The 12,469-nt window shown below is 72.8% G+C and carries 10 protein-coding genes and 1 tRNA gene; 8 read left to right on the top strand and 3 right to left on the bottom strand.

Annotated elements, in window-relative coordinates; translation table 11 throughout:
* Nucleotides 1-179: 179 nt before the first annotated feature.
* Nucleotides 180-794 carry a 5-formyltetrahydrofolate cyclo-ligase gene (locus BMX65_RS23790; RefSeq protein WP_275435228.1) on the bottom strand — a complete coding sequence of 205 codons (615 nt, stop codon included), beginning with the start codon at nt 792-794 and terminating at the stop codon, nt 180-182.
* Nucleotides 795-900: 106 nt separating this feature from the next.
* On the opposite strand from BMX65_RS23790, the gene galU reads away from it, so the two are divergent.
* From galU to BMX65_RS23755, 7 genes are all read left to right on the top strand, one after another.
* Nucleotides 901-1,803, top strand: a complete 903-nt coding sequence (gene galU / locus BMX65_RS23785; protein WP_075002427.1) for a UTP--glucose-1-phosphate uridylyltransferase GalU — start codon at nt 901-903, stop codon at nt 1,801-1,803.
* Between the two features lie 3 nt (nt 1,804-1,806).
* A complete protein-coding gene (gene glp / locus BMX65_RS23780; RefSeq protein WP_075002382.1) occupies nt 1,807-3,150 on the top strand; it encodes a molybdotransferase-like divisome protein Glp in 1,344 nt (447 codons plus the stop codon).
* A 77-nt stretch (nt 3,151-3,227) separates the two neighbouring features.
* Nucleotides 3,228-3,740 (top strand): cyclic pyranopterin monophosphate synthase MoaC, encoded by a 513-nt coding sequence (gene moaC / locus BMX65_RS23775; RefSeq protein WP_075002381.1) that lies wholly within the window; start codon nt 3,228-3,230, stop codon nt 3,738-3,740.
* Complete coding sequence (locus BMX65_RS23770) at nt 3,737-4,519, top strand: MogA/MoaB family molybdenum cofactor biosynthesis protein (protein WP_079172046.1); 783 nt, start codon at nt 3,737-3,739, stop codon at nt 4,517-4,519. Before moaC ends, BMX65_RS23770 begins: the two co-directional genes overlap by 4 nt.
* Nucleotides 4,516-5,145 carry a GNAT family N-acetyltransferase gene (locus BMX65_RS23765; protein ID WP_075002380.1) on the top strand — a complete coding sequence of 210 codons (630 nt, stop codon included), beginning with the start codon at nt 4,516-4,518 and terminating at the stop codon, nt 5,143-5,145. Before BMX65_RS23770 ends, BMX65_RS23765 begins: the two co-directional genes overlap by 4 nt.
* Nucleotides 5,146-5,332: 187 nt before the next feature.
* Nucleotides 5,333-6,982: a gephyrin-like molybdotransferase receptor GlpR gene (locus tag BMX65_RS23760; protein ID WP_075002379.1), complete on the top strand. Its 1,650-nt coding sequence runs from the start codon at nt 5,333-5,335 to the stop codon at nt 6,980-6,982.
* Between the two features lie 84 nt (nt 6,983-7,066).
* Nucleotides 7,067-7,140, top strand: a tRNA-Ala gene (locus BMX65_RS23755).
* Nucleotides 7,141-8,318: 1,178 nt separating this feature from the next.
* Here BMX65_RS23755 and BMX65_RS23745 read toward each other — a convergent pair.
* Both BMX65_RS23745 and BMX65_RS23740 read right to left on the bottom strand, forming a co-directional pair.
* Complete coding sequence (locus BMX65_RS23745; RefSeq protein WP_239502205.1) at nt 8,319-9,797, bottom strand: MFS transporter; 1,479 nt, start codon at nt 9,795-9,797, stop codon at nt 8,319-8,321.
* Between the two features lie 421 nt (nt 9,798-10,218).
* Nucleotides 10,219-11,049, bottom strand: coding sequence for a DUF2637 domain-containing protein (locus tag BMX65_RS23740; RefSeq protein ID WP_239502204.1), 831 nt, complete (start codon nt 11,047-11,049; stop codon nt 10,219-10,221).
* Between the two features lie 415 nt (nt 11,050-11,464).
* On the opposite strand from BMX65_RS23740, the gene BMX65_RS23735 reads away from it, so the two are divergent.
* On the top strand, nt 11,465-12,442 hold the full coding sequence (locus BMX65_RS23735) for a putative RNA methyltransferase (RefSeq protein ID WP_204357586.1): 978 nt from the start codon (nt 11,465-11,467) through the stop codon (nt 12,440-12,442).
* The last annotated feature ends 27 nt before the right edge of the window (nt 12,443-12,469 follow it).

Here is a 12,469-nt window from a genome sequence, read left to right as displayed (position 1 = left end):
GCCACCCCGCTCGTGTGCGGCCGGTGCGACCGCACCGGTCGTCGTGCGGCCGACGCGGCCACCCCCGGGCCGGGCGGCCGGTGCGGCGGCCCGACGGCGCGCAGGGGTCCGCTCTGTCCGCCCGGCCCGCCGGCCGCCCGGCCCGGGACCGATCGCAGACCGCGGGGCGCCGCGCCCGATCAGCCTTCCGCGGCCTCGAAGCGGTGCACGCCGCTCGGGGTCACGGCTGTCGCCACCCGCCGGTCGTGCTCCTCGCCGTCGATACGGTCGACCACCTCGCCGTCGTACAGCAGCACCGCGCACACCGGCTGTGCGCCGCGGGCCGCCAGCCGGGCGAGCACCCTGTCGTAGCAGCCCGCACCCCGTCCCAGCCGCAGTCCGCCCCGGTCCACGGCCAGCCCCGGCAGCAGGACCGCATCTGCCTGGGTGACGGCCTCCGGGCCCAGCCGCGGCCCCGAGGGCTCCTGCAGTCCGCGCCCGGCCGGGACGAGCGTCCCGGGGCCCTCGTGCACCGCCCAGTCGAGGTCGTCGTCCTCGCGCAGCACCGGCAGCAGCACGCGCACACCGCGTTCGCGCAGTGCCTCCAGCAGCGGACCGGTGCCCGGCTCGCTGCCCACTGACGCGTACGCGGCGACCGTCGCCGCAGTGGAGAAGCCGGGCAGCTCCAGTACCTGCCGGGCCAGCGCGTGTGCCGCCGCATCCAGGTCACCAGGGGTCAAGGTTCTCCTCACCCGCAGGACAGCGCGGCGCAACGCGTGCTTACTACCGTTGCCGACGGCTTCCGGCTCGCCCATGGAGCGTCCTTTCCCTTACGCGCGTGAAACGCAACAAACCCAACAAACGCGATAAACGCCGTGGACGCTTATCTTTCCCATCAAGTGACCGGTTATGGTGCGGGACATGACTACTCCCCGCTCCCGGATCACCAAGGCAGTCATCCCCGCCGCCGGCCTGGGCACGCGCTTCCTGCCTGCGACAAAGGCCACACCCAAGGAGATGCTCCCGGTCGTCGACAAGCCTGCGATCCAGTATGTGGTCGAGGAGGCCGTCACCGCCGGTCTCTCGGACGTGCTCATGGTCACCGGACGCAACAAGCGTCCCCTGGAGGACCACTTCGACCGCAATTACGAACTGGAGCAGGTCCTGCGGGACAAGGGCGACGACGGGAAGCTCGCCCGGGTGCAGGAGTCCAGCGACCTGGCCACCATGCACTACGTGCGCCAGGGCGACCCGCGCGGACTGGGGCACGCCATCCTGTGCGCAGCGCCGCACGTGGGGGAGCAGCCCTTCGCCGTCCTCCTCGGTGACGACCTGATCGACCCGCGCGACCCCCTGCTCGCGCGCATGATCGAGGTGCAGGAGGAGCGCGGCGGCAGCGTCGTGGCGCTCATGGAGGTCGACCCCGGCAGCATCCACCTGTACGGCGCCGCTGCGGCCACCGCCACCTCCGACACCGACGTGGTGCGGGTCTCGGACCTGGTGGAGAAGCCCGCGGTGCAGGAGGCGCCCAGCAACCTGGCCATCATCGGCCGCTATGTGCTGGACCCGGCCGTCTTCGAGGTGCTCGGCAAGACCGAGCCCGGCAGAGGCGGCGAGATCCAGCTCACCGACGCGCTGCAGACGCTCTCCAGCGACGAGTCCGTGGGCGGCCCGGTGCACGGCGTCGTCTTCGACGGGCGCCGCTACGACACCGGGGACCGGGCGGACTACCTGCGTGCCATTGTCAGGCTCGCATGCGAACGTGAGGACCTGGGCCCGGAGTTCCGGGAGTGGCTGCGTGGTTACGTCACCGAGGAGATGTAAGTCGTGAGCAAGACCTGGTCGGTCGAGGAGCACCTGGAGGACATCCTCCGCAGCGTCCGCCCGCTGGACCCCATCGAGTTGAACCTGCTCGACGCGCAGGGCTGCGTCCTGGTCGACGATGTCGTCGTCCCCGCCGCGCTCCCGCCGTTCGACAACAGCTCCATGGACGGCTACGCCGTACGGACCGCCGATGTCCGGGGTGCCAGCGAGGAGTTCCCCGCGGTGCTCAGCGTGGTCGGCGACATCGCCGCCGGGAGCTCCGGACTGCCCGTCGTCGTCTCCGGTGAGGCGGCCCGCATCATGACCGGTGCGCCGCTGCCGCCCGGCGCGGAGGCCGTCGTCCCGGTCGAGTGGACCGACGGCGGTACGGGCGGCGGCCCCGCGGACGCGATGGCCGCGCACAGCGCCGCACCGGAGGGCGCCTCGGGCCAGGTGCGGGTGCACCGTCCGGTCGTCGCCCGTCAGCACGTACGGGCCAAGGGCAGCGATGTCGAGGCGGGCACAGTCGCACTCCGGGCCGGCACCGTCCTCGGGCCCGCGCAGGTGGGTCTGCTGGCGGCCGTCGGGCGCGGCTCGGTGGTGGTGCGCCCGCGCCCCCGGGTGGTGGTCCTCTCCACCGGAAGCGAACTCGTCGCACCGGGGGAAGCGTTGGGCCCCGGGCAGATCCACGACGCCAACAGCTTCGTGCTGACCGCCGCCGCACGCGCGGCCGGAGCCATCCCCTACCGGGTCGGTGCGGTGGCCGACGACGCCGAGACGCTGCGCGCCACCGTCGAGGACCAGCTCATCCGGGCCGACCTCGTCGTCACCAGCGGCGGGGTGAGCGTCGGCGCCTACGACGTCGTCAAGGAGGCGCTCTCCCGGGTGGACGCCTTCCGCGGCGGCGAGGAGGAGGACGGCACGGACGATCCGGCCCGCGACACGGTGGAGTTCCGCAGGCTGGCGATGCAGCCGGGCAAGCCCCAGGGGTTCGGCCTGATCGGGCCCGACCGCACACCCATCCTCACGCTGCCCGGCAACCCGGTGAGCGCCTATGTCTCCTTCGAGTTGTTCGTCCGCCCGGCGCTGCGTCACCTGATGGGTCAGAAGCCCGTCCGGCGCCGCACCGTGCGCGCCCGGCTGGCCGGGGACACCGCGCTGACCTCGCCGGAGGGGAAGCGGCAGTTCCTCCGCGGCGACCTGACCCCGTCCGCCGACCAGGACGGGGCGGGCACGGTCCGCGCGGTCGGAGGGCCCGGCTCCCATCTGATCGCCGCCCTTGCACACGCCAACGCGCTGATCGACATCCCGGAGGAGACCGGTCGAGTCGCCCCCGGTGACGAAGTGACCGTCGTTCCCCTGGACTGACCGCGGCCCGACGCGGCAGACCGCGCACCGGCCGCTGCCGGTACCGTGTCCGGGCACAGCACAGGACCGGGAGAACCATGACCAGCCCTCAGCAGCACCTCACCCACGTCGACGCGTCCGGAGCCGCGCGGATGGTCGACGTGTCCGAGAAGGACGTCACCGCGCGCTCGGCCCGTGCCACCGGGCGGGTGCTCGTCGCACCCCGGGTGGTCGCCCTGCTGCGGGGCGAGGGCGTGCCCAAGGGCGACGCTCTGGCGACCGCCCGCATCGCCGGGATCATGGGGGCCAAGAAGACCCCGGAACTCATCCCCCTGTGCCACCCGCTCGCCGTCTCCGGGGTCGAGGTCGACCTGTCGGTCGCCGACGACGCCGTGGAGATCGCGGCGAGGGTGCGGACCACGGACCGCACCGGTGTCGAGATGGAAGCGCTCACAGCGGTCACGGTCGCCGCCCTGACGGTCGTGGACATGGTGAAGGCTGTGGACAAGTCCGCGGTCGTCACGGACGTCAGAGTGGAGGAGAAGGCGGGCGGAGCGTCGGGGGACTGGGTGCGGCAGCCGCGCGCCGAGGCCGGCGAGGAGGGCGCATGAGCGGTTCCGAGCACTGCGAGACCGGGTCGGCCCCGCACGGCCACGGGGCGGAAGCCGCCGCGCACCGCCACGGAGACGAGGCCGCTCCGCACGGCCACCGAGCTTCGCACGGTTCCGCTGCAGGCGCTTCCACCCCTGTGCGGCCGTACCGCGCCTTGGCGGTGACGGCCTCCAATCGCGCCTCGGCAGGCGTCTACGAGGACCGGGGCGGACCGCTGCTCGTGGCGGGCCTGGAAGCCCTGGGGTTCGCCGTGGACGGGCCGCGGGTGGTACCGGACGGCGAGCCCGTCCGCGAGGTGCTCCGGGAGGCGGTGGCAGCGGGCTACGCCGTCGTCCTGACGACCGGCGGAACCGGCATCTCGCCGACCGACCGGACTCCTGAGGTGACGCGTTCCGTCCTGGAGCGCGAGATCCCCGGTATCCCCGAGGCCATTCGTGCGGAGGGAGCGGCGAAGGTGCCCACGGCGGCGCTCTCCCGCGGTGTCGCGGGAGTGGCCGACCGCACCCTCGTCGTCAACCTTCCGGGGTCCACGGGCGGCGTCAAGGACGGGATGGCCGTCCTGGCCCGGCTGCTGCCGCACGCCGTCGACCAGATCCACGGCGGCGACCATCCCGCCGAGCCGGACCGTCCCGCCGAGCCGGACCGTCCCGCCGAGCCGGACCAATCCGGTGGGCCGGACCGTCCTGGTGGGCCGGACCATTCCGGTGGGCCGGACCGTCACACCGGGCCCGGCGTCCCGCAGCGGTCCGGCGGGCACAGAGGGGACGACCCCCGCTGAACGCCCCATGGCCGGTCGAGTTGGCGGACGGTCCCACGACCCTCCGCCCCATAAAGTTGCGCGACCAGCGCGCCTGGCGGGAGGTCAACCAGCGCAACCGCGACTGGCTGCGTCCCTGGGAGGCCACGATCCCGCCCGCGCCGCCCGGCCATCTGCCGCCGCGCCGCCCCACTTTCCGCCAGATGGTGCGGCATCTGCGTACGGAGGCGCAGTCCGGCCGGATGCTGCCGTTCGTGGTGGAGCACGAGGGAAGACTCGCCGGACAGTTGACCGTCGCGGGCATCACCTGGGGTTCCATGTGCTCCGGCCATATCGGCTATTGGGTGGACCGCGCGGTGGCGGGACGGGGCGTCATGCCCACGGCAGTGGCGCTGGCCGTGGACCACTGCTTCCGCACCGTCGGATTGCACCGTGTCGAAGTCTGCATCCGCCCGGAGAACCTCCCCAGCCGTCGCGTGGTGGAAAAGCTCGGCTTCCGGGAGGAAGGAATCCGGCCGCGGTATCTGCACATCGACGGTGCCTGGCGCGACCACCTGGTGTTCGCCCTGACCGTGGAGGAGGTCCCGGAGGGCCTGCTGACCCGCTGGCACCGGTCCAGACCCGGCCACTCCACCGAAATAAAATAAACGTTCGATTTGTGGGGTCGGTCGACGTGCCGGGTTTCCCGCGCCCGCTCGTTCCGGCCAATTGTCGGCTGATTCTGCATAGCCACGGGCCATCGGTCGCAAAAAAAGTTCGACGGATCGGCCAGATCGTGCAACACGCCGGGCTGTTTGGCAGATGGGCTCACGTAATCCCCTCTACCGTGTGAGGGTGAGCAGCAGTGGCCTCATCTACGCAGTCATCGTCGGGGCCTGGGCCGCCTACTTGGTGCCGATGTGGCTTCGTCGCCAGGACGAGCTGAACGAAGCTCGTCCGACGGAACGCTTCAGCACCGCCATCCGGCTGCTGTCCGGCAAGGCCGGCATGGAGCGCCGCTACGCCAGAGAGGCGGAACGGCGCCGTGTCCGCGAGGGGTGGGCGGCCGACGACCCGTACGCACGGAGAGCCGGCGCCGAGCACGAGCCCGGCCCCTCCGCCGCGTACGGCTCCGACGGTGACGCGTACCGGAGCGACCCGGATGCCGCCACCGAGCAGGCGGTGGACGTCCGGGCCTTCGCCGATCCCAAGACCATGGTCGGCGCCCCCGGGGCTGAGGCGCTGACCGAGGTGCACGCTCACCGTGCGGAGGGCCGTCCCGTCGGAACGGTGGGAACGGTCCGCCCCGGTAGCCGGAGCAGTCGTCCGGGTGCCGCCGCGCACGCTGGCCACGACGCTCCGCAGGGCGTCGCCGGGGCAGCCGGGCCCGGGACGGGTCCGGCGCAGGTGGAAGGCCATTCCCCGGAGCACTCCGGGGAGCCCCGGTACGACCAGCAGGGCTCCGACCGGTCCGGTCCGGACGGAGCCCGCACGAGCGCGGCCGCGCGGGCGGGGGCGGCGCGCCCGCAGGCCGCCGACTCCCGGACCGCGCAGGGGGAGGGAAAGCAGGCCAAGCAGGCCAAGCAGGCCAAGCAGGCCAAGCAGGCCAAGCAGGCCAAGCGGGCCAAGCTGCTCGCCCGGCGGCGGCGCACGACGATGCTGCTCTTCCTCGCGTTCACCGTAGGGACGGTCGTGGCGGCCGTCCGCGGGCTCGCCCTGCTGTGGGTGCCCGCTGTCCCCGCCGTTCTGCTCAGCGTCTACATCGTCCACCTCCGCGTCCAGGAGCGGCGCCGCTTCGCCTTCACCATGGACCGGCGCCGGGCCGAAGCGGCCGCGCGCAGTCTGCGCGCACAGCGGCCGTACGGCGACGCCGGACTGTCCGACCGGCGCCGGGCCGAGGCGCTGCACACCGACACCGAGCCGGGCCTCCCGGTGCGTACGGAGGGCACCGGCGGCAGCGGCCGCGAGGACCGGCGCCGCGGCGAGGACCGGCACCCGCGTACGGAGCGCCGCTCCCGTGCGGCCGGCACTCCGTCGGCTGCGGCGCCCCGGCGCGAACACGAGCACAGCAGCGCACGTCCCGAAGCCGCCGCTGCGGACCGCGCGGACGCGCCCCCGGAAGCCCGGACCCGGACCGAGCAGCAGGGGGCGGCGGAGCGCCGCGCACTGGTCGAGCAGACCGACCACGCCGAGTGGGTCGACCAGCAGCGCGCCCGCGACAGGGACTCCTCCGAAGGCGAGGGCTGGGACCCGGTGCCCGTACCGCTGCCCACCTACGTCAGCGCCCCGGTCGCCCCCCGGGCGACGCGCGGCATCGACCTGGAGGCCCCCGACGCCTGGAGTTCGGCCCGCTCCAGCACCGTCCCCGCCGCCGAGCCGCACCCCGCCGCCGAGGACGGGTCCACCGGCGACGCCGCCCACCCCCGCGGCACCGCAGACCGCGACCGCACACCCCTCTTCGACCAGTACGAAGGCGACCAGCGCCCCCGCGCCGCCAACGAGTGACGGTCGCCCTGACCGCCTCCCGCCCGGTACGGGAACGGATTTCCTCCCGCCCTGGCGAGGATGCTAATGTTTCATCTGTCGCAAGGGCCTGTGGCGCAGTCCGGTAGCGCATCTCGTTCGCAACGAGAGGGTCAGGGGTTCAAATCCCCTCAGGTCCACAACACGTCAGAGCCCCTGTCGGAGTCATCCGGCAGGGGCTCTGACGCGTCGTACAGCAGCGAAGGACGGCAACTGCGTCGGCTGTCCTTGATCACTGGCCGGGGAGTCGTCGGCCGGTCCGCCGAGGTGCTTGCCGGGCTTCCACAGCGCCTTGCGGGTCTTCTCGGGCGGGGCGTGCGGACAGCCCTCCGGCCTGATCGCTGTCCCGCTGTGCCGGAGGAGCTGCCTGGAATCTCCGCACCGCCGTACGCCATCGAAAGGTGGTGTCGCTCGGTGGTGTCGCTTCTGGAGCAGGTGGAAACGCGGTCGTGGCCGACGGGGACGGTGGGATACAACGGCCGACATGACGGTCTTCTACTGCGCGAAATGCGGTGCCCAGCTCACACCGGACCTTCAGAAGCTTCCGGATGTTCCCGACGCTCCCGTGTGCGACAGGGACCGCGACCGCAGGACCTGGCTCGCGCCCTCGACCGTCCCGCGCGGCCACTACGCCATCGACCCGGAGCCCTGGGGAGCTCCTTTCGTGGCTCCGGACCCCCAGCACCCGAAGCCTTCCGGAAACCGTGCCCTCCTGATGCCGTCCGACTTGACCGACACGGTGTCCGCGGGACCCCGGAATTCCGTCGTCGTTCACCCGGATGACGTGTCCACCGTCCAGTCGACCGGAGCCTCGAGTGTCCACTGGGGGTGCTGTGGGCCGCTCGGCACCGGAGGTCGCAACATGGCATGCGCCTGCGGGACGCTCCTGGCCACCCTCGTGGCGGACTGCATAGGTCCCCATGAACTGCACCTCGATCCGGTCCGCGTGTACGCCTACACCCCCGACCCGCCGACGTGATCACAGATCGCTTGGGTGCCGCAGCGACGGTAGTTGCAGGAATCTGGCGGCTGCAGGCGCGCACGAGACCCCGTTCGCTCTGCTCGATCGGATGGGATCTCCGGCGTTTCCGGGGCGGTTCCCCGGTTGGTGCCCGAACGGGTCCGTGGGCGACGTCCGTTCTGGCGGACGACGTGATCGGTCGGCGGTGAGACGCGGTCCGGGGCCGTGGCTCAGAGGGGCGACGGGTCGGGGGATCGGCGTGTTCATGGCCGCTGGCTGGCGGCGTCCGGGTGTGCCGGGCCGGTTGCGATGTCCGGGGTGGGTGCCGTTGCGCAGGGGTGCGGACAGCGGGTCGGGTCAGGCGTTCGTCCCGCCGTGCGGCGTGCGGGTGCGGAGGAAGACCGCGGCGAGGGCGGTGCCGAGGAGGACGAGCGCGGCGTTGACGGCGACGGCGGTGGTGACGCCGTGGTGGATGGCGGCAGCGGTGGTGGCGCCTGCGGTGCCCGTGGTGACGACGGCGGACATGATCGGCGTGCCCATGGTGATGCCGACCTGCTGGGACATCGAGGCGAGTCCGGTGGCCAGCCCCTGTTCGGCGTTGGGGAGGCCGCTGGTGGCGGTGACCATGAAGCCGACGATGACGAGCATGTTGCCGACGCCGCCGAGGAAGGTGGCGGGCAGCAGCAGGGTCAGTGCGGCACCGGTGGTGGTGCCCAGGAACAGCAGGGCGGCGGTGGCGGCCGCCTGCAGCAGGCCGCCGCCGACCAGGGCGGTCAGGGTGGAGGTCCGGGCGATGGCCTTCGGCGCGACGAGTCCGCCGAGGACGGTGCCGACGCCCAGGACGCCGAAGGTGACGCCTGCGGCGAGCGGTGTGAAGTCGAGAGTCTTCTGCAGGTAGAGGGTGAGCAGGTAGACCAGCGAGGTCTCGGTGGCGAAGGCGAGGAGCCCGAGCACGTTCCCCCAGGCGACGTTGCGGCGGCCCAGGACCGTGAGCGGGACCAGCGGCTGGGCCACCCTGCGCTCGATCACGACGAACGCGGCCAGCAGCACGGCGCCGACGGCGAGGCCGACCACGGAGTGCGGGGCGGTCCAACCGTGTTCACCGGCCTGGGTGAGGCCGTGGACCAGGGCGAGGAGACCGCCGGTGACCGTGAGGGCGCCGGGCAGGTCGAGCCGGGGGCGGGCGGCGGGTGCGGGCTCCTTGATGACGACGGGCGCGACGAGGACGACGGCGAGTGCGACGGGGACGTTGAGGAAGAACGCCCAGCGCCAGGAGAGCAGGTCGGTCAGCACTCCGCCGAGGACGGCGCCGGTGGTGAACCCCGCGGACATCAGGGCGCCGTTGATGCCCAGCGCCTTCTGCCGCAGCGGACCTTCGGGGAACGCGGTGGTGAGCAGGGAGAGCCCCGCCGGTGTCGCGGCGGCCGTGGCCAGGCCCTGGGCGACGCGGGCGGCCAGGAGTATTCCCGGGCTGGTGGCCAGGCCGCCGACGAGGGAGGACAGGCCCAGCAGTGCGAGGCCGGCTATGAAGATTCTCTTGCGGCCGACCAGGTCGCTGATGCGGCCGAAGAAGAGGGTGAAACCGGCGGCGGCGAGTGCGAACGAGGTGGCGACCCACTGCAGGTCGGCGAGGGGGAAGCCGAGTCCGTCGCCGATGGCGGGCAGCGCGACGTTCAGGATCGAGAAGTCGACGGCCAGCATGAACTGGGCGACCAGCAGCACGGCCAGGACCACCTTCAGCCGCCCGGTGAGCTGCCGGGGCGCGGCCGTCGGCGCCGGCGCCACCTGGACTTCGGGTGCCGGTGTGGTCGATTGCGACACATGAGTCGTGGACATGGCTGTGCCTTCCTTCCAGGGGGCCGCTGCGGCGAAGGGCGCGGGGGCGGAGTGCGTCCGGGGCGGGAGCGGCGAGAGTGATAACGGGACTGTGGTGCCGTTATGCCTGTGAAGGTAGCACGGGGGAACCATTAAGGGAACTGTCGTCCCGATAGTGCTGACCGGTGGCTCGACGCCCGGAAAGTGAGCTGCCCCGTCGGCCGGTGTCCGGGCGGACAGGTGCCTGGCTCGCGAGCGGGCCGTCCCGCCGGTCCGCAGGCACGTCGTCGACAGGGGGCGGCGGGCGGTCCGGGTTCACGGGGCGTCTTCCGGTGGGCCGTGCGAGGCGAACCGCAGTGGGCGCAGCGGCGGTTCGGGGGCCGGGTCGGCGGTCCGCCGCCGGGGTCGACGGTGTACGACCACCGGTCGGCGGGCCGTGGGGTCAGCCCGCCGAGCGGTGGCGATTGGTGCCGCGCGCGGGGCGGGCGTGCCGGGAGGGGTGCGTGGGGACCGGGGGGAGGTCGAGCTGTCGGACGAGTTGGTGGAAGCAGAGCAGCGCCGTGATGGGCGGCAGGCCGGCCACCGCGATACCCGCCGGGGTCGGCGGCGCGTCGGCGACGCACAGCAGGGAGGCGACCGCGGCGAAGAAGAGGACGACGAGCCAGGAGTGCACCGTGCGGCGACGGTAGGCCCGGGTGCGCAGAATCGAGAGCGTGGCCGCGACCCAGGGCGCGTAGATCAGCAGCGGCCAGGCGTGCGCGACGCCCGGGGGTGCCGACTCCTGGGCGAGGTCGTAGAGCGAGGGGTAGGACGCCTTCGCGCCCAGGAAGCTGACCAGGAGGACGATCAAGGCTGTCAGCGTGACCGAGAAGGCGCTCAGGATCCGCCGCCAGCTCAGTTCCCCCCGCTGTTGCTGCTGCTTGGCCCGCTCCAGGGGGCGTTCCTTGCGGTGCCGGGCCCGGGTGGTCGCGCCGGAGGGGTCCGCGAGGCGTTCCCGCTCGACCGTGTCGAGGAAACGCGCGAGTTCGGCGTCCAGGTCCGCGTGGTGATCGGTCCGCTCGCTGCGCTCGGGGTGCGGCGAGCCGAAGCGGGTCAGCCCGAGGGTTCCGGTGTCGGTCGGGTCCAGTCGCACCGCGTTGTCGTTCCTGACCGGCGCGGCTCCCCAGGTGTGGGCCGGGTGCACATCCGGTTCAGCCGGCTTTCTCTGCCCGGGGAAGCCGGTGTCCGGATCAGGGGGTACGTAGGACGTGTACGAGTGCGACGTCTCGGTCAAGACTGAACTCTCTTCTCTGCGGGCAGGTTCAGACGACTGTGTCGAGACCGGTCCCGCACGCGCATGACGCCCTTGGTGGTGACCGACGCCGCGTCGCCCCGGTCGGATGACGGGGTGACCGTCTCGGGTACATCCCGGTCAACGAATGCTCCAGCCGGCGGAAACCCCTGCGTGCAGTACTCAGACTTATGAGTATGCGTTTTTCCGCACGTATGTCACTCCTGCGGAGGGAGCCGGGAACAGGGTGAGATGTACGGGATGTCGTTTCACCTGATCTTCGACCTCCTCGTGCGGCGCGTGGTCCCCTCGTTCGCGGCAGAGGGCGCGTGCTTGCGTCGGCCGGACGAGGAGCCGGCAGCGGCGCTCCCGGACGCCGGTAGCCTGGGGACCCGCCGTCCGAGAGAGCTGCCGCCCCATGACCGAACCGTCCGCCGCGCGAGACGCGTACCCGCACGAAGAGCGAGCGCACGACGGCCGCGACGACGCTCCAGCGCACGACCGGCCCGCGCGGCGCCGGCCGGAGCCCCGCGGCCCGTGGGAGAAGCTGGCCGGAACGGTGCGGTGCCCCGTCTGCGGGGACTCTCTGGAGGTGGCGGAACGAGCGCTGCGCTGCCCGGACCGGCACACCTTCGACATCGCCCGGCAGGGGTACGTCAGCCTGCTCTCCGGGGCCAAGCGCGCCGCGAACGCCGACAACGCGTCGATGGTGCTGGCCCGTACGGCCTTTCTGGAGGCGGGGCACTACGCGCCGCTGACCGGAGCGCTGGCACGGATCACCGCTTCGCTCGGCCTCCCCGCGCAGGACGGAGGGGGCATGGTGCTGGACGCCGGTGCGGGCACCGGGCACTACCTCGCCGCCGTCCTGGAGGCGCTGCCCGGCGCGGTGGGGCTGGCGCTGGACGCGTCGACCTACGCGCTGCGCCGTGCCGCACGAGCGCACCCGCGTGCCGGCGCGGCCAGTTGGGACGTCTGGCGGCCGTTCCCGGTGCGGGACGGCTGCGCGGACGTCGTGCTGAACGTCTTCGCGCCGCGCAACGGTGCGGAGTTCCGCCGGGTGCTGAAGTCCCACGGCGCACTGCTGGTGGTCACGCCGACCGAGCGGCATCTGCGGGAGCTGCGCGGCGCGCTGGGCCTGCTGGAGGTCGACCCGGACAAGGAGGAGCGCCTGGAGCGCACCCTGTCCGGGCACTTCGAGCGGGAGCGCGCCGAGGTACTGGAGTACCCCCTCGCGCTCTCCTCCGCGGACGTGGCGAACCTCGCCGCCATGGGACCGGCGGCGCGGCATGTCGAGCAGGAGGAGCTGCGGGCGCGGGCCGCCGCACTGGGGACGCGGGTGCAGGCCACGGCCTCGTTCGGCATCTCGGTGTACCGGCCGGTTCGCACCGCCGGGTGACCGCCGCCGGGTGACCGCCGTCGGGGC

Origin of the sequence: Streptomyces qinglanensis (genome assembly GCF_900111245.1) — a bacterium.
In the GTDB taxonomy this organism is placed as follows: domain Bacteria; phylum Actinomycetota; class Actinomycetes; order Streptomycetales; family Streptomycetaceae; genus Streptomyces; species Streptomyces qinglanensis.
The sequence above is the reverse complement of the archived record's forward strand: the minus strand, read 5'-3'. Positions and strand labels throughout refer to the sequence as shown.

Coding starts and splice junctions, on each gene's coding strand:
- BMX65_RS23790 (WP_275435228.1), bottom strand. CDS start 794: ATGGGCGAGCCGGAAGCCGTCGGCAACGGTAGTAAGCACGCGTTGCGC.
- galU (WP_075002427.1), top strand. CDS start 901: ATGACTACTCCCCGCTCCCGGATCACCAAGGCAGTCATCCCCGCCGCC.
- moaC (WP_075002381.1), top strand. CDS start 3,228: ATGACCAGCCCTCAGCAGCACCTCACCCACGTCGACGCGTCCGGAGCC.
- BMX65_RS23770 (WP_079172046.1), top strand. CDS start 3,737: ATGAGCGGTTCCGAGCACTGCGAGACCGGGTCGGCCCCGCACGGCCAC.
- BMX65_RS23745 (WP_239502205.1), bottom strand. CDS start 9,797: ATGTCCACGACTCATGTGTCGCAATCGACCACACCGGCACCCGAAGTC.
- BMX65_RS23735 (WP_204357586.1), top strand. CDS start 11,465: ATGACCGAACCGTCCGCCGCGCGAGACGCGTACCCGCACGAAGAGCGA.